This window comes from Comamonas humi, from assembly GCF_054782535.1.
Map to the genome: position 1 here is coordinate 53,273 of NZ_BAAGSH010000002.1, position 16,617 is coordinate 69,889.

The following is a 16,617-nucleotide window of genomic DNA, read 5'->3' on the forward strand; positions in this document are numbered from 1 at the left end:
ATGGCCTTTGTCGAACCCACTACCCTGCGCCTGAACGGCATCCGCCTGGAACCGCTGGGCCTGCAGCACGAGGCCGGCCTGACCGATGCCGCCCGCGACGGCGAGCTGTGGAAGATCCGCGTCACCTCGGTGCCCGAGCCCGAGAACGTGCGCGCCTACATCGAGACGGCCCTGGCCACGGGCAACCGCCTGGCCTTTGCCGTGGTGGACGAGGCCAGCGGCCGCGTGCTGGGCAGCACCAGCTACCACGACATCGTGCCGGCGCTGCAGCGCGTGGAGATTGGCTACACCTGGTATGCGCAAAGCGTGCAGCGCACCCACGTCAACACCACCTGCAAGCTGCTGCTGCTGAGCCATGCCTTCGAAACCCTGGGCAGCGCCGTGGTGGGCTGGCGCACCGACAACTACAACTTCGCCAGCCAGCGCGCCATCGAGCGCCTGGGTGCGCGCAAGGACGGCGTGATCCGCCACCACGCGGCGCGCCGCGATGGCACGGTGCGCGACACGGTGATGTACAGCATGCTGGCCGGCGAATGGCCCGAGGCCAAGGCCCAGCTGCTGTACCTGCTGGCGCGCCACGTCAATTGACGTGCAGCTGCGCCTGGAATGCGGACAGGTGCTGCTCCGGCATGATGGTGAGCACATGCTCCTGCACCCGCTGCGCATAGCTGCCGGGAGCGCCCTGCCGCACATAGCGCAGCGCCATGGCCAGGGCCTCCACCAGCGCCGGCTCGTCCGCGCTGCGGTGCAGCGCCGCCGCCAGCGGTTGCATGCCGGCATCGCGCTGCATCTGCAGGATGCCGAGCACATACATTTTGCAGGCGGCCAGCGAGCGCCTGGCGGCCCCGGGCACGGGCTGCGCCTCGGTCACCGAGGCGGACGCCGCCGCGTCGGCCAGGTACCCGCGCCGGCGCAGGTCCTCGAGCATCTGCCAGGCACCATCGCCCAGCCAGCCGGCCACCTCCTCGCCGCTGCGTTCGCCATTGCACAGGATGAGCAGCTGCCGCTCGCGCGCCGAGAAGTGCCGCCTATCCTGCAATGCCTGTCGCGCCTTTTCCGTCTTCGCCACCCGCATGTCCGCCCCGTCCCTTAGACTCGAGAACCTGCACTGTAGGTGCCGCGCGTTAAAACAATTTGACACAAACCAGGCCAGACCATGCTGATCGATTTCTTCTACACCCTGCGCGCCGCCAAGCTGCCGGTCTCGGTCAAGGAGCTGTTGGTGCTGCTGCAGGCGCTGGACAAGGGCCTGGTGGGCCCGCGCTCGGAAGACGCCTGGAGCCTGGAAGACTTCTACTTCATGGCGCGCACCGCGCTGGTCAAGGACGAGAAGCTGTTCGACAAGTACGACATGGCGTTCTCGTCGTACTTCAAGGGCGTGGAGATGCTCACCGACTGGCAGAAGGAGCTGCCCGAGGACTGGCTGCGCCAGGTGCTGGAGCGCGAACTCAGCCCCGAGGAGAAGGCTGCCCTCGAGGCCATGGGCTGGGACGAGCTGATGGACACGCTGAAGAAGCGCCTCGAGGAGCAGAAGGAGCGCCACGAGGGCGGCAGCAAGTGGATCGGCACCGGCGGCACCAGCCCCTTCGGCCACGGCGGCTACAACCCGCGCGGCATCCGCATCGGCGGCAAGAGCGGCCAGCGCAGCGCCGTCAAGGTGTGGGAGCAACGCGTCTACCGCGACTACGACGACGGCCAGGAACTGGGCACGCGCAACATCAAGGTGGCGCTCAGGCGCCTGCGCAAGTTCGCGCGCGACGGCAACGAGATGGAGCTGGACCTGCCGGACACCATCCGCGCCACGGCCGCCAATGCCGGCTACCTGGACATCAAGATGATCCCCGAGCGGCACAACCACGTGAAGGTGCTGCTGCTGATGGACGTGGGCGGCACCATGGACGACCACATCCAGCGCGTCGAGGAGCTGTTCTCGGCCGTCAAGAGCGAGTTCAAGCACCTGGAGTTCTACTACTTCCACAACTGCGTCTACGACTACATGTGGAAGAACAACAAGCGCCGCTATGCCGAGAAGTTCCCGACCTGGGACGTCATCCGCAAGTACAACAAGGACTACAAGCTGATCTTCGTGGGCGACGCGACCATGAGCCCCTACGAGATCCTGCAGCCCGGCGGCAGCGTGGAATACAACAACGCCGAGCCCGGCGCCGAGTGGATACAGCGGCTCACCAACGCCTTTCCCAAGCACGCCTGGATCAATCCCGAGCCGCAGGGCGTGTGGCAGTACCGCCAGAGCATCGGCCTGATGCGCCAGCTGATGGGCGAGCGCATGTACCCTTTGTCACTCAAAGGCCTGGAAGACACTATGCGGCTGCTGTCAAAATAGCTGCATGCTATGTTGCCCCCACACGCCGGCACCCAGGCCGGCGTTTTTGCTCGCCGCGGTCATGGCCCTCGCACTCGCGGGCTGCGGCAGCTTCTCCCGTTCCAGCTCCACGGACGACCAGACCGAGGCCGGACACAAGACGGACGCGCTGGCCTTCGACCTGGAGGTCAAGTCCGAGGACGATGCGGTCCGCAAATACCTGGAACAGCACCTGGAGCTGCAGCGCTTTCGCCGCCTGCCCGGCCTGCAGACCACCGAGCTGACCCGTCTGCTCGGCGCCGCCAACGACGACATTGCCACGCTGATGGGCACCCTGGGCTACTTCAACCCCACCGTGGCCATCGATGTGCGCGACGTGCCCGCCACCGGCAACGGTGAAGGCAGCAGCAGCACCACCACGGCCAATGCCGCCACCAGCGATGCCGCCCTGCGGCCGCTGGTGACCATCACCGTCGAGCCCGGCCCGCAGACCCGCGTCGGCGAGGTGCAGCTGGACTACACCGGCGCCGTGGCTACCGATGCGAATGCCGAGCAGCGCCTGGCGCGCCTGCGCCGCAACTGGGGCCTGCAGACCGGCAGCGGCTTCACCCAGAACGGCTGGGACGAAGCCAAGAACCAGGGCCTGCGCGGCCTCAAGGCCCGCCGCTATCCCACGGCCAGCATCGCGCACAGCCAGGCCGACATCGACGCCGACGCCAACACCGCCAAACTCGGCGTGCGCTACGACTCCGGCCCGCTCTACCGCTTTGGTGAGCTGCGCATCGCCGGCAGCGAGCGCTACGATCCCGACGGCGCGCGCCGCATCGCGCGCCTGCCGGCGGGCGCCATCTACAGCGAGGCCGACCTGCTCGACACCCAGGCGCGCTTGGCCGCCAGCGGCTACTACGACTCGGTCTTCCTCACGCTCGACACCGAGCACGCCAGCGGCGACGCCGACGCGGTGACCGCCCCGGTGATCGCCCAGGTGCGCGAGGCCAAGTACCAGAAATGGGTGTTCGGCGTGGGCATATCGACCGACAGCGGCCCGCGCCTGTCCATCAGCCACATCCACAACCAGATGCCGCTGCTGGGCTGGCGCGCGGTGAGCAAGCTCTCGCTCGACCGCGACAACAAGCTGCTGTCCACCGAATGGACCGACCTGCCACGCGAAAACGGCTGGCGCTGGTTCGTGGGCGGGCAGGCCTCGCGCGAGCTGACCGGCGACTACACGGTGAACTCCGCGCGCCTGCGCGGCGGCCAGAGCAAGAGCAGCGACCACATCGACCGCAGCAGCTACCTGCAGTACGACTTTGCCTCGACCAAGGGGCTGGACAGCGAGCCCGCCAGCAGCGCGCTCAGCGCCAACTACGCCTGGACGGGGCGCTACTTCAACAACAAGAACAACCCCACGCGCGGCTACGGCCTGGCGGCCGAGGTGGGCGCGGGCGTCACGCTCACGCCGCGGCGCGATCCCTTCCTGCGCCTGCTGGCGCGCTGGCAGGGCTTTGTGCCGATGGACCGCGTGACCGCGCCCAACGGCAGCTCGCGCAGCAGCCGCCTGGCGCTGCGCGCCGAGGCCGGCGCGGTGCTGGCCAAGGCATCGGCCAACATCCCGGTCACGCAGATGTTCATCACCGGCGGCGACACTACGGTGCGCGGCTACGGCTACCGGCAGATCGGCACCCGCGTCGAAGGCGACCGCGTCTTCGGCGGCCGCTACATGGCCGTGGGCAGCGTCGAGTACCAGCGCCCGCTGGTGCGGGGCGGCGAGATCAGCGACTGGGAATCCGCCGTCTTCGTGGACGCGGGCTCGGTGGCCGACACCATCGGCGCGATGACGCCCTATGTGGGCGTGGGCACCGGCCTGCGCTGGCGCAGCCCCGTGGGCTCGCTGCAGACCGACGTGGCCTATGGCCTGAAGGACAAGCGCTTCCGGCTGCACCTGCGCATGGGCTATACCTTCTAAGGGCGGAGCATGGATACACAGCAGTCCGCCACGAATCATGGCAAAAAACACCGCCAGCGCCCGCTGGTATTGCGCATATCGCTATATTTTCTGATACTCCTGCTGTTGGCAGTGATCGCCCTGCTCGGCGGCGCCTGGTGGTGGAGCGGCCAGCCCGACTCGCTGCCGCGCACACTGCAGCTGGCATCTCGCTACCTGCCGGCGGGCCAGCAGCTGCAGTTCAGCGACACCACCGGCACCCTGCGCCAGGGCGGCCACATCGGCCAACTGCAATGGAGCAGCCCCACGGTGGCCGTGGAGGTGGCCGACGCCCAGCTCGGCTGGGATCTGAGCCGGGTGCTGCAGCGCGAGCTGCGCTTCGCGCCGCTGCGCATCGCCCGCATCACCGCCACGCCCACCGGCGTACCCAGCAAAGACGAGCCCAGCGAGCCGCTGCAGCAGCTGGCGCTGCCGCTGGCCGAGCTGCAGCTGCCGTTCGAGATCGGCGAGATCACCTGGGCCAGCGAGTCTCCGCTGACGCTGTCGGACCTGCGCGGCACCTACCGCTACCAGCAGGGGCAGCACCAGCTGCAGCTGGGCCACCTCGGCTTTGCCGACAGCCACTACCGCGGCACGGTCGACCTGCAAGCCGACGCCCCCATGGCGCTGCAGGCGCAGCTGCAGGGCGACGTGCAGGTGCCCGCCACCGAACGCTCCAAGGCCATGGCGCTGCAGGCGCAGGCCCAGGTCAGCGGCACGCTGAGCGGCGCCGACGCCGAGCTGAAGGCCAGCCTGCAGGCCCACCCGGCCGATACCGCAGGCGACAAGGACAGCGCCAAGCCCACGCGCGCGCAGGTCGATGCGGTGGTCTACCCCTGGCGCCCCTGGCCGCTGGGCCCGGCCAGCGCCGACCTGCAGGCCATCAACCTGGCCGCCTTCGCGCCGCAGCTGCCCACCACGCTGCTCGACGGGCAGTTGCGCTTCGACAAGGCCAGCGAAGCACTCCTCGCGCAAGCTGCCGAGATTGCTACCAAAAGCGAAGCTGTTAGCGCAGGTGGCACTAACGCAAAACCCGAATTTGACTCCAAAGACCAGCCCACTGAAGGCCCGCTCGCCGCACTGGCGGCCTCCGGCCCCTGGGCACTGCAGGTGCAGCTGCGCAACGGCCAGGCCGGCCCCTGGGACCGCCAGCGCCTGCCGCTCGACAAGCTGGACGCGACCGCACTCTGGCAAGGTCAGCGGCTGGCGCTGCTGCCCGGCGCCGCGCTCGAACTGGGCCAGGGTCGGCTGCAGGCGCAAGGCCACTACCAGCTGGACAGCGGGCAGCTGGAGGCCCGCGCCGAACTGCGCCAGCTGCGCCCCGCGCTGATCGACTCGCGCTTCGACAGCAACCCGCTGTCAGGCACCGCCACGGCCGCCATGCAGGGCGAGGCCATCCGCTTCGACGTGGACATCCAGGGCGCCGGCCCGGCACGCGGCAAGGCGGCGGCGCTGTCCATCAACCGCCTGCTGGCCCAGGGCCAGTGGCAGGCGCCGGCCATCGAGCTGCAACAGCTGCAGCTCGATGCGCTGCGCGCCCAGGTATCGGCCAAGGCCCTGCGCTTCGACACCGAGGCGCAGGCCGGCCAGGGCCAGATCGAGGCCCGCCTGCCGGGCGCGCAGCTCACCGCCAACGCCCAGGCCGCCGCGCGCGACGGCAAGGGCCAGGTGCAGCTGCGCATCGCCAGCGCCGAGGAGCTGCTGCAATGGGCGCGCAGCCTGCCCATGGCGGGCGCGTCCATCCCCAAGGACATCGCCGCCCGCGGCACGCTCGAAGCGCAGCTGCAATGGAGCGGCGGCTATGCCGATGCCATGCGCCAGCTGCGCCAGGCAGGCCTGACCGCCGTCTCGGTGCCCGCCGATGCCGCGCAGGCCAAGCCCTTCCGCCTGGATGCGCAGCTGCGGGTGCCGCAGCTCCAGGTACAGCTGGGCAAGGAAGATGTTTGGCAGCTGCAGGACAGCACGGTCTCCGTGCAGGGTCACCTGGCCGACCTGCAGGCCGAAGCCCAGGCCCAGGCACGCCATGGCGAGCAGCGTTTCGGCGGCGCCGTGCGCCTGCAGGCGGCCCTGGACAAGTCGGCACAGTGGAAGGGCCGCGTCAGCCAGCTGCAGGCCCGGATGGCGCTGCCGCCGGCGCCTGGCGCCAAGGCGCAGAGCTGGCAGGCCGAGCTGGGCCAGCCGGTGGACTTCACGCTGCGCCAGCAAAATGGCCTGCAGGCCACCACCTCTGCCGGGCGCCTGCAGGTCAGCGGCTCCGAGCCGGGTGCCGCCGGCATCGAATGGCAGCCGCTGACCCTGGCGCTGCGCGGCCAGAGCCTGCGCCTGCAAAGCAGCGGCAAGATCACCGGCCTGCCGGTGCGCTGGGCCAAGGCCTTCACCAAGCCGCAGCCCAAGGCCGACCCACAGGCCATCGACCCGCTCGACTCCGACCTGGTGCTGCAGGGCGACTGGGACATCCAGGCCACCGACAGCCTGCGCGCCAAGCTGCGCATCGCACGCCAGAGCGGCGACCTGCGGCTGCGCGCCGGCACGCCGCTGCCCGCCAACATCACCGTGCATTCCCCCAACGGCCAGCCGGGGCGCATCGCCGCGGCGGTGGCGGAGCAGTCGCAGCAGATCGTGGCGCGCATCCGCACCATGCAGCTGGACTTGAATGTCGAAGGCCAGCAGCTGCAGGCCCAGCTGCAGTGGGACAGCGAGAACGCCGGCAATGCCCAGGCCCAGGTGCGCACCCAGCTCGCGCCGTGGCGCGGCGAGATCGGCAGCGCGCTGCTGCCCGGCAGCGCACCGCTGTCCGGCACGCTCAAGGCCCGCATGCCCGACCTGGGCATCTGGGCCAGCTTTGCGCCGCCGGGCTGGCGCGTGCAGGGCCAGCTGGGCGCCGATGCCACGCTGGCCGGCACCGTGGCGGAGCCGAACTGGAGCGGCAGCATCAGCGCCGACGACATGTCCATCCAGTCGCAGCTCGACGGCGTGGACCTGCGCAACGGCAAGCTGCGGGCCCTGCTGCGCGGCCCCGAGCTGCAGCTGCAGTCGCTGCACTTCGACGGCGGCAAGGGCAGCCGCGCGCGCGTGCCCGGCTACAGCGGCAACCTGACCGACGCCCCCACCGATGGCGGCAGCCTGGATGCCAGCGGCACCATCCGCTGGGAGCAGGCGGCCGGTGGGCAGTCGGGCGCCAGCATGGACATCCGCGCCCAGGCCAAGGCGCTGCAAGTGCTGGTGCGCGCGGACCGCCAGGTCGGCATCTCGGGCGAGGTGCGTACCCAGCTCTCGCAGGGCCAGCTCAGCATGACCGGCGATCTGGAAGTGGACCGCGCCACCATCATCCTGGCCGACATGTCGTCGCCCACGCTGGGCAGCGACGTGGTCGTGCATTCGGCCAAGCGCCGCGCCGCCGAGAGCAAGCCGGAGCCGGAGGCCAAGCAGGAGCCCGCCCCTGCCGTCACCACCGCCAAGCCCATGGTGCTGAACATCGGCCTCAGCATGGGCCGTGACTTTGCGCTGCAGGGCTATGGCATCACCACGCGGCTGCGCGGCAAGCTGCAGGTGCAGAACGGCAGCGGCGGCAAGCCGCGCATCACCGGCGACATCCGCACCGAGGAAGGCCGCTACCGCGCCTGGAGCCAGGTGCTGGACGTGGAGGAAGGCCGCATCCGCTTCAACGGCCCCTACGACAACCCCTCGCTCGACATCACCGCGATACGCCCCAACATCACCGTGCGCGCCGGCGTGCAGATCAGCGGCTCGGCGCAGTCGCCGCGCGTGCGCCTGTACTCCGACCCCGAGATGCCCGATGCGGAAAAGCTCTCGTGGGTGGTGATGGGGCGCGACCCTTCCGCCGGCGGCGCCGAGGCCGCGCTGGCGCAGCAGGCGGCGCTGGCGCTGCTGGGCGGCGGCAAGTCGAGCGGCGGGCTGACCAGCGGCCTCGCGAGCGGCCTGGGCCTGGACGAGATCGGCTTCAAGAACGACGGCGGCGACGCCAGCGGCTCGGCCCTGTCGTTCGGCAAGCGCCTGTCCAAGGACCTGTACGTGACCTACGAGCACAGCCTGGCCGGCGCTCTGGGCACGCTCTACATCTTCTACGACTTCTCGCGCAATCTGCAGCTGCGCGGCTCGACCGGCGCCGCTGGCGCGGTCGACCTGATCTACACCATCCGCAAGGACTAGGGCCATGAAAACCTTCGCCCTGTATCTGGCCACGGCCGTGGCCGAAATCGTGGGCTGCTACCTGCCCTGGCTCTGGCTGCGCCAGGGCGGCAGCGCCTGGCTGCTGCTGCCGGCCGCGGCCAGCCTGGCGGCCTTTGTCTGGCTGCTCAGCCTGCACCCCGACGCCACCGGCCGCGTCTATGCGGCCTATGGCGGCGTCTATGTGAGCGTGGCCCTGGTCTGGCTCTGGCTGGTTGACGGCGTGCGCCCCACGGCCTGGGATGCTGGCGGCGTGGCCGTGTGCCTGCTCGGCATGGCGATGATCGCCTTTGCGCCGCGCAGCGCGGGCTGACCGGGCAGCTTAGCGCCGCTGCATCAGCCCGGCCACCAGATGGCCCAGGGTCTTCAAGGCCGGCTCCAGCTGCTCGAATCGCGGGTGCCCGTAGTTCAGGCGCAGGTGGTGGCGAAAGCGCTGGTCCGCCGAGAACAGCGGCCCCGGCGCCACGCTGATGTTCTGCGACAGCGCGAGCCGGTGCAGCTCCAGCGCATCCACCTGAGGCGGCAGCTCCACCCAGAGGAAGTAGCCCCCCTGCGGCCGGGTCACCCGCACTTCTGGCGGGAAATGCCGGGCCATGCAGCGCAGTGCCTCCTCCTGCTGCCGGGCCAGCGTGGCGCGCAGCTGGCGCAGGTGCTTGTCGAAGCCGCCCGCCTCCAGGTAGCGCAGCACGGCGAGCTGCGACGGCACGGCGACCGACAGCGTGCTGGAGAGCTTGAGCCGCTCCACCGCCCGCGCAAAGCGCCCGGCCGCCGTCCAGCCCAGGCGGTAGCCTGGGGCCAGGTTCTTCGACATCGAACTGCAGTGCAGAACCCAGCCTTCCGAGTCGAAGGCCTTGGCGGGCAGCGCCCGGCGCACGCCGAAATACAGCTCGCCGTACACGTCGTCCTCGATCAGCGGGACCTGGTGGCGCGCCAGCAGCTGCACCAGCCGTTGCTTGCGCTCCACCGGCATCAGGGCGCCCATCGGGTTCTGGAAGTTCGGCATGAACCAGCAGGCCTTGACCGGCTCGCGCTGGAGCACGGCCTCGAGCGATTCGAGCTGCACGCCGTCGCGCGGATGGGTCGCCACCTCCACTGCGCGCAGCTGCAGGCGCTCCAGGGCCTGCAGGCAGCCGTAGAAAGCGGGCGACTCGATCGCCACCGCGTCGCCCGGCCGCGTGACGGCCTGCAGGCACAGGTTCAAGGCCTCCATGGCTCCGCTGGTGATGACGATCTCGTCGGCGCCTGCCACCACGCCATGGCTCACGTAGCGCAGTGCAATCTGGCGCCGCAGCTCCTGGTTGCCCGGGCCCAGGTCGTTCAGCATCTGCTCGGGCTCAAGCGCACGCAGCCCGGCGCCCGCCTCGCGCGCCAGGCGGGCCAGCGGAAACAGCGCCGGGCTCGGAAACGCCGACCCCAGCGGCACCACGCCGCGCTCGCGGATGGAGCCCAGCACCTCCAGCACCAGGTCGTTGACCACAACCTCGCGCGAGCGGGGCTCCGGGTCTGCCAGCAAGGGCTCGCGGCGCTGGTGCGCGGGCGATTTCACGAAATAGCCCGAACGCGCCCGCGCCTCGATATGCCCGCGGGCCTCCAGCAGCGCATAGGCCTCGAAGACGGTGGACGGGCTGATGCCCCGCACGGCCACGGTCTCGCGCACGGAGGGCAGGCGCTCGCCCGGCCGCAAGGTGCCCGAGGCGATCAGGGCCTCGATATCAGCGGCCAGGGCTTCGTACTTCTTCATGGAACGGCTGATCTGCTATGGATGGTCCGGCATTCTGACTCACTGATCTGGTATGCACAACTAGCGCTTTTTCATCGAAGGCAACCGTCATCTGATACGGTATTTTTACATCCAACTGAGTCTTACCAGATCAGCGGATGGCGGGCAAACTCGGTTCTGTCCCGCTCGCTCCACGAACTGCCATGACTGCCTCCACCACCCACCCGCGCCGCGCGATTGCAGCCCTCCTGCTGGTCTGCGGTGGCCTGTCCACGGCGGCCGCAGCCACTGCGGCGGACACCATGGCGCAGCGCATGCAGGCCTGCGTGGTCTGCCATGGCGAGCAGGGACGCGCCACCCGCCAGGGCTACTTTCCCCGCATCGCCGGCAAGCCCGCGGGCTATTTGTTCAACCAGCTGGTGAACTTCCGCGATGGCCGGCGCAAGAACCCCACGATGGCCTACCTGGTCGGCCAGATGTCCGATGCCTACCTGCAGGAGATCGCCGCCTACTTCGCCGGGCTCGATCTGCCGTATCCACCGCCGGAGCCCGCCCAAGCCGCCGCAGCGGCGTTGGCGCGCGGTGAATTGCTGGTGCGCCAAGGCGATGCCGCCCGCGGCATCCCCGCATGCGCGGCCTGCCATGGCGCGGCGATGATGGGCGTGGAGCCCGGCATTCCGGGCCTGCTCGGACTGCCCCGCGACTACCTCCTGGGCCAGTTCGGCGCCTGGAGAAACGGCCAGCGCCATGCGGCCAAGCCGGACTGCATGGGCGAAGTGGCCGAACGCCTGTCGGCCGAAGACGTGGGCGCCATGGCCGCATGGCTGTCCGCGCAGCCGGTTCCTGCCGGCACCAAGGCGGCCAGGCAAGCGCCGCAGGCACTGCCGCTGCAGTGCGGGAGTGCGCAGCCATGAACCGTACCCTCTCCTTTTCGGTCAAGCTGCTGGCTGGCCTGCTGTTGCTGGGCTGTCTTGCCATCGCGGCGATTGCCTGGCTCAACCTGCGCGGCGAAGCGCCGGTGTCGGACATCATTCCCACCGCAGCCCCCAGCGCAGAACTTGTGCAGCGCGGTGCCTACCTGGCCCGCGCCGGCAACTGCGCCGCCTGCCACACCGAGCGCGGCGGTGCGGCCTATGCCGGCGGCAAGGCCCTGGCCACGCCCTTCGGCACCGTGTTTGCCGGCAACCTCACGCCCGACGCCGAGACCGGCCTGGGCCGCTGGTCCGCCGACCACTTCTGGCGCGCGCTGCACCACGGGCGCTCGCGCGACGGCCGGCTGCTCTACCCCGCCTTTCCCTACACCGAGTACACCCAGGTCACGCGGGAGGATGCGGATGCGCTCTATGCCTTCCTGCGCACCGTGCCTGCCGTGCACCAGGCCAACCGCCCCCATGAGCTGCGCTTCCCCTACAGCACGCAGGCAGCGCTGGCGGTCTGGCGTGCGCTGAACTTCCAGCCCGGCGGGTTCGAGCCGGAAAAGGCCCGATCGGCCGAGTGGAACCGGGGCGCCTACCTGGTGCGCGGCCTGGGCCATTGCGCAGCCTGCCATGCGCCGCGCAATTTCATGGGCGCCACGCAGAACCACCTGGGGCTGGACGGCGGCCTGATCCCGATGCAGAACTGGTATGCACCGTCGCTGGCCTCGCCGGCCGAGGCCGGCCTGCAGGACTGGAGCGAAGCCGATGCCATTGCGCTGCTCCAACACGGCATCAGCCCACGGGGCGCCGCCATGGGCCCCATGGCCGAGGTCGTGTATGCCAGCACCCAGCACCTGAACGCCGCCGATCTGCAGGCCATGGCCGTCTTCCTGCGCGAGCTGCCCCGGCAGGCACCGGCGCCGCAGCCGCATGCCCGCGCCAATGCCACTGTGCTGGGGTTGGGCGCCAAGCTGTACCAAGCGCAGTGCGCCGCATGCCATGGCGACAACGGAGCAGGCAGCGGCAGCGCCTATCCAGCGCTGGCCGGGCACCGGGGCGTCACCCAGGCCTCCAGCGCCAACCTCGTGAAAGTCATCATCCACGGCGGCTTTCCGCCCACCACCGACGGCAATCCGCGCCCCTACGGCATGCCGCCCTTCGGCCAGAGCCTCGACGATACGGACATCGCCGCGCTGGCTTCCTATGTGCGGTCCGCCTGGGGCAACAGCGCCAGCGGCGTCACGCCCTTCGATGTCAGCCGCTTGCGATAGGAGTAGCCATGAACCTGCTGAGACAAACCCAAACCGTGCTATGGAGCCTGATAGGCATAGGCCGGTGCAAGGACATGGCCGAGATTCCCGAGCGCGGCAATCCGCTGGTGCTGGTGGTCATCGCCTTCGTGCTGGTGATGCTGTTCGTGGGCACCATCGCGTTCGTGGCCCACTCGGTCGCACCAGGCTGACGCCAAGGTGGCGCCGGCCCGCTCAGGCCACGGCGCCCGGCCGCAGTTCCCGCGCCATGCCCTGCAACCGTTGCCCAAAGACGAGCACCGTATCGTGCAGGCGCCCAGCATCGGCCGCCAAGGCCTGCAGGTATGCGTGGCATGCCCCCACCGCTTCGGCCGCGAGCTGCAGGAGCGATGCATGCACCGCGCTTTCCAGCGCGGCATGCAGCCGCTCATAGCCAACAGCCACCGTGTCACCGGCCATGGCCGTTTCGTAGCCAATGCTTGCATCGAGTTCGATGGCCACAGGCGCAACAGGCGACAGCTCATAGCACCCGAGGTGCTCCTGCAACTGCCGCTCCACAGCCTCGCTCACCCATTGCGACACCTCGGCGCAGACGGCACCGGCATCCTGCGAATCGGCATACCGCTCCAGCAACTGCGGCAGCTCGGGGACGACGCTGCGCCACGCGGCCTTAACGATGCGCTCCTGCTGCTGTTCCAGCGCCCCATCTTCCTCATTCAGCGCCTGTCCCAGCGCCGCCAGCGCAGGCAGCACCTGCGCCTGCAGGCTTCCAAGCACGTCCTCCTCCAGATGGTGCAGCCGCACCTCGGCGGGCTTGCGCTGCTGGTAGGCGAGCACCGGGCCGGCCAGCTCCAGCAGCGCGCCATAGAGGCGCTCGAAGCCCGCGCCGGCCAGCGCCTCGGCGGTCTCCCCCTGCGCTCGCGCTATTTGGACCGAGATGGACAGCGGGGCCTTCAGCAAGGCGGCATCCATCCCCATCTCGCGCAGCTTCTCCCGCGCACGGGCCTGCACATCGGCCTCCTGCAAGGCCCGGTTGGATTCGCTCTTGTTGAGCAGCAGCTTGCGGATCTCGCCATCAACCTCGTCCTCCTCGAGGCAATCGCTACGCGTCACGATGGGCAGCAGGGGCTTGTGGCGCCGCAGCTCGTACGCGAGTTCGTCCAGCTCCTGCACCTGCCCCGGCGAGGTCGAGCTGGTCAGCCACAGCACCGCATCGGCGCTGTCGAGAAAACGCAGGGTCAGCGCTGCATTCTCGGCCGTGGCCGAGTGCAGGCCCGGCGTGTCCAGCAGCACCAGCCTTTCGCCCAGGCACACGCCCTGCAGCCGCGCCGTGGTCTCGGTCGCGCCTTCCTGGAAACGCTCCGGCGTCTCGCAGACCTGCCCGGCCTCCAGGTAGAAGTAGCGCACCTTGCTGCCCTGCTGACGGAAACGATCGGCCAGGAAATTGCACAGCGAACTCTTACCCGCATTGAATTTGCCGAACACCAGGAAGATGGCCCGGTCCTCGAAGGCCCGGGCCAGCGAGTGCGCAGGCGCCTGGCGAGCCCAGGCCTGCTTCCATTGCGCGAAGCCGGCCTGCACGGCGGCATCGATGGCTTGCGCCTGCCGTGCCAGCGCACTGCCCGCCCGCAAACCCACAGGGCGCAGCCTATGGGTGTGCAACTCCTCCGTCAGCGCGGACAGCCATGCGTCCATCCGGCGCAGGCAAGGCTCCAGATCCCGGGCGGCAAAGCCGAAGGCATTGACCGCCGCCATGAAGCGCCGCTCGCTACCGGCGCTCACGGCCGCTCCAGCGTGCGCAAGGCCACCAACGCCTGGCCGGCGATGGCGATGCCTGCTTCAGCGTCGGCCACCTGCAGCGCCAGCGCTGCGCGGTCCTCCGATAGCTCGAAGTAGTGCGCGAACTCCTGCTGCAACCGATCCCGCCCGGCCGGCTCGCAGAACAGGCGGCGCAGATCGTCGCGGTATTTGACCGACACGCCCAGGACCGCCACCATCACCGTATCCAGGCTGCGCACCGAGGTCTGTTGCGCGGCAGGCAGGCCCACCACGCCATGCCGCACAAGGTGGGCATTGATGGCCAGGCAGGCATGCGAATAGGCGACCTGAAGGCGCGCCCGCTCCTGCTTGCCGGCCGTGGACTTGAACATGTTGGCAAAGGAATCCGGCACCAGGGCCTGATCGGTGCCGGACACCTGCAGCACCGGCTGCAGATCACCCTGCACCTGGTCGAACACTGCGGCCAGACCCAGATCGAACGCCTGGCGCTGGCGGCCCTGCAAGTCCGCCAGCGCTTCCCGCCTTTCCTGCGTTGCCGTTTGCAGTTGCTGCAGTTCAGCGCGAATTCCGCCGGTCAACAGCGCCGTTTCGTGCGCCCGCGCCTGCGGCACCCGCGCCCTGGCATTGCGAAGCACGGCCTGCAGCGCGGGAATGCCGCTCTTTTCCAGCAGCAGCCGCTTGGCCCCTTCCACGCCCAGCCGGTGCCGCGTGGCCGATACCGGATGCGGCGCCGCGTCCGGCACCTGCCCCAGGATGGCTTTCACCACCTGGTCCAGATGCGCTTCATCGGGCAACTGATCCACCTGCGTGAGCACGAACAGGGTCTGGCGCTGCGTGCGCTTCGCGTCGGCATGCAGGCTTTGCAGCAGTGCGCGCTCGCCGGCATCGAGCTCGCCCTCCCTGGCCGCGTGGACAAAGAGGCGGATGTCCGCCTGCACCCAGGCGGCCTGGTGTGCATGGCCATCGTCCGCCAGGCCCACATCGGCATCCAGCCCGGGGGCGTCCAGCCAGCGGGCATCTTCCAGCACCTGCTCGGCCAGGACCACGGTCTCGCGTCGGTCGGCCACGGCAAACCGGTCGCTGCCTATCAACTCGTTCAGCAGCCGGCTCTTGCCGTGGTTGTACTTGCCGACCACGACCACGACCGGCCGTTCAGCCTCCGCCAGCACGCGCAGGCGCGCCAGGTCGGCGGCGCGCACCGGCAATACCGCCCGCACGTCGAGCACCGCTCTATCCAGATCATTCGCAGCCATGGCTTTCGGCCCTCTTATTTCGCCGCCGCCGGCAAGCGCACCAGCCAGTACGACGCCATGCCGAACACCACGCCCCAGAACGCCGCCCCCAGCCCAAACAGCGACATGCCGGACGCCGTGGCCAAGAAGGTGATGACCGAGGGCTCGATATAGGCGTCCTCCTCCACCAGCATGCGGATGTTGGAGACGATGGCGCCGATCAGCGCCAGGCCGGCCAGCGCCGCGATCAGCGCAGAAGGGAAGGCGGTGAACACCTGCACGATGGTGCCCGCGAAGGCTCCGCCCACGAGGTAGAAAACGCCGTTGGCAATGCCGGCGACATAGCGCTTGCCGGGATCGGGGTGTGCATCCTTGCCAGTGCACAGCGCCGCAGTGATCGCGGCCAGCACAATGGTGATGCCGCCAAAGCAGGCCGTGAGCAGCGAGGCCAGCCCGGTGCCGGTGACCACTGCCTTGGACGGCGTGCGGTAGCCGGCCAGCTGCAGTACCGCCATGCCGGGCAGGTACTGGCCTGTCAAGCTCACCAGCACCAGCGGCACGGTGAAACTGAGAAACACGCCAAGATCGAACCGGGGCGTGACGAACACCGGCCTGGCCACCTCCAGCCCGAGTGCCTGCAAATTGGTCTTGCCGAGGGCGAATGCCACGGCAAACCCGGTCAGGGCCACCAGCACCACGGCGTAGCGCGGCCACAGGCGCCGGCTGAGCAGATAGGCCGCCAGCATCGCGAACACCACGCCCGGCAGGTCCATGCTCGCACGGAAGGCCTGAACGCCGAACTGGAACAGGATGCCGGCCATCATGCCCGCGGCAATGCCCTTGGGAATGAAGTTCACGATCTTCTCGAACCAGCCGGTGACGCCGATGGCGATGATGATGACGGCTGCCGCCAGGTAGGCGCCCACCACCTCGGGCATGGTGATGCCGGGAAACAGGCTGAGCAGCAGGGCCGTTCCGGGCGCCGACCAGGCCGTGATGATCGGCTGCCTGAGCCACCAGCTCAGCAGCAGGCCGCTCACGCCGGCGCCCATGGAGATGGCCCAGATCCACGAGGTCAGCTCCGCAGGGGCCACATGCCCAGCCTGCGCCGCCTGGATGAAGATCACCAGCGGCCCCGCGTACGAAATCAGCACCGCGAGAAAGCCGGCCACCCAGGCGGTCAGGGATCCATTCTTGAACATCGTGCGTCTCCTCCCGGTACTG

At 69.4% G+C, this 16,617-nt stretch carries 13 protein-coding genes; 8 read left to right on the top strand and 5 right to left on the bottom strand.

Translation table 11 applies throughout. The features are described 5' to 3' along the window. A complete protein-coding gene (locus ACYVKR_RS00665; protein WP_460478778.1) occupies positions 1–588 on the top strand; it encodes a GNAT family N-acetyltransferase in 588 nt (195 codons plus the stop codon). On the opposite strand, the gene ACYVKR_RS00670 is transcribed toward ACYVKR_RS00665, so the two are convergent. Next, the gene (locus ACYVKR_RS00670; protein WP_460478779.1) at positions 581–1,069 is read right to left on the bottom strand and encodes a hypothetical protein; all 489 of its coding nucleotides are present in this window, start codon (positions 1,067–1,069) and stop codon (positions 581–583) included. The genes ACYVKR_RS00665 and ACYVKR_RS00670 overlap by 8 nt on opposite strands. Before the next feature lie 87 nt (positions 1,070–1,156). Here ACYVKR_RS00670 and ACYVKR_RS00675 point away from each other — a divergent pair, with 87 nt between their 5' ends. The 4 genes from ACYVKR_RS00675 (at position 1,157) to ACYVKR_RS00690 (ending at position 8,808) form a co-directional block, all read left to right on the top strand. Further along, complete coding sequence (locus tag ACYVKR_RS00675) at positions 1,157–2,344, top strand: vWA domain-containing protein (protein WP_460478780.1); 1,188 nt, start codon at positions 1,157–1,159, stop codon at positions 2,342–2,344. A gap of 4 nt (positions 2,345–2,348) precedes the next feature. After that, entirely contained in the window at positions 2,349–4,289 is a 1,941-nt protein-coding gene (locus tag ACYVKR_RS00680; RefSeq protein WP_460478781.1) for an autotransporter assembly complex protein TamA, read from the top strand. Between the two features lie 111 nt (positions 4,290–4,400). Beyond that, positions 4,401–8,477, top strand: coding sequence for a translocation/assembly module TamB domain-containing protein (locus ACYVKR_RS00685; protein WP_460479115.1), 4,077 nt, complete (start codon positions 4,401–4,403; stop codon positions 8,475–8,477). A gap of 4 nt (positions 8,478–8,481) precedes the next feature. Next, positions 8,482–8,808: a YnfA family protein gene (locus ACYVKR_RS00690; RefSeq protein ID WP_460478782.1), complete on the top strand. Its 327-nt coding sequence runs from the start codon at positions 8,482–8,484 to the stop codon at positions 8,806–8,808. A 9-nt stretch (positions 8,809–8,817) separates the two neighbouring features. Here the strand turns inward: ACYVKR_RS00690 and ACYVKR_RS00695 are convergent, their stop codons facing one another. After that, positions 8,818–10,236 (bottom strand): aminotransferase-like domain-containing protein, encoded by a 1,419-nt coding sequence (locus ACYVKR_RS00695; RefSeq protein WP_460478783.1) that lies wholly within the window; start codon positions 10,234–10,236, stop codon positions 8,818–8,820. Between the two features lie 182 nt (positions 10,237–10,418). Here ACYVKR_RS00695 and ACYVKR_RS00700 point away from each other — a divergent pair, with 182 nt between their 5' ends. Genes ACYVKR_RS00700 through ACYVKR_RS00710 form a run of 3 tightly spaced genes read left to right on the top strand, consistent with a single transcriptional unit; the run spans position 10,419 to position 12,594 of the window. Further along, the gene (locus ACYVKR_RS00700; protein ID WP_460478784.1) at positions 10,419–11,129 is read left to right on the top strand and encodes a c-type cytochrome; all 711 of its coding nucleotides are present in this window, start codon (positions 10,419–10,421) and stop codon (positions 11,127–11,129) included. Then, complete coding sequence (locus ACYVKR_RS00705) at positions 11,126–12,403, top strand: c-type cytochrome (protein WP_460478785.1); 1,278 nt, start codon at positions 11,126–11,128, stop codon at positions 12,401–12,403. The genes ACYVKR_RS00700 and ACYVKR_RS00705 overlap by 4 nt, the downstream gene beginning before the upstream one ends. An 8-nt stretch (positions 12,404–12,411) precedes the next feature. Further along, positions 12,412–12,594, top strand: coding sequence for a DUF2970 domain-containing protein (locus ACYVKR_RS00710; protein WP_460478786.1), 183 nt, complete (start codon positions 12,412–12,414; stop codon positions 12,592–12,594). Between the two features lie 22 nt (positions 12,595–12,616). On the opposite strand, the gene ACYVKR_RS00715 is transcribed toward ACYVKR_RS00710, so the two are convergent. From ACYVKR_RS00715 to ACYVKR_RS00725, 3 genes are read right to left on the bottom strand one after another with little or no spacing between them, the layout of a single operon-like run. Then, on the bottom strand, positions 12,617–14,164 hold the full coding sequence (locus tag ACYVKR_RS00715) for a dynamin family protein (RefSeq protein ID WP_460478787.1): 1,548 nt from the start codon (positions 14,162–14,164) through the stop codon (positions 12,617–12,619). Beyond that, on the bottom strand, positions 14,161–15,414 hold the full coding sequence (locus ACYVKR_RS00720; protein ID WP_460478788.1) for a P-loop NTPase family protein: 1,254 nt from the start codon (positions 15,412–15,414) through the stop codon (positions 14,161–14,163). The genes ACYVKR_RS00715 and ACYVKR_RS00720 overlap by 4 nt, the downstream gene beginning before the upstream one ends. A gap of 14 nt (positions 15,415–15,428) precedes the next feature. Further along, positions 15,429–16,595, bottom strand: coding sequence for a benzoate/H(+) symporter BenE family transporter (locus ACYVKR_RS00725; protein ID WP_460478789.1), 1,167 nt, complete (start codon positions 16,593–16,595; stop codon positions 15,429–15,431). Between the last annotated feature and the right edge of the window lie 22 nt (positions 16,596–16,617).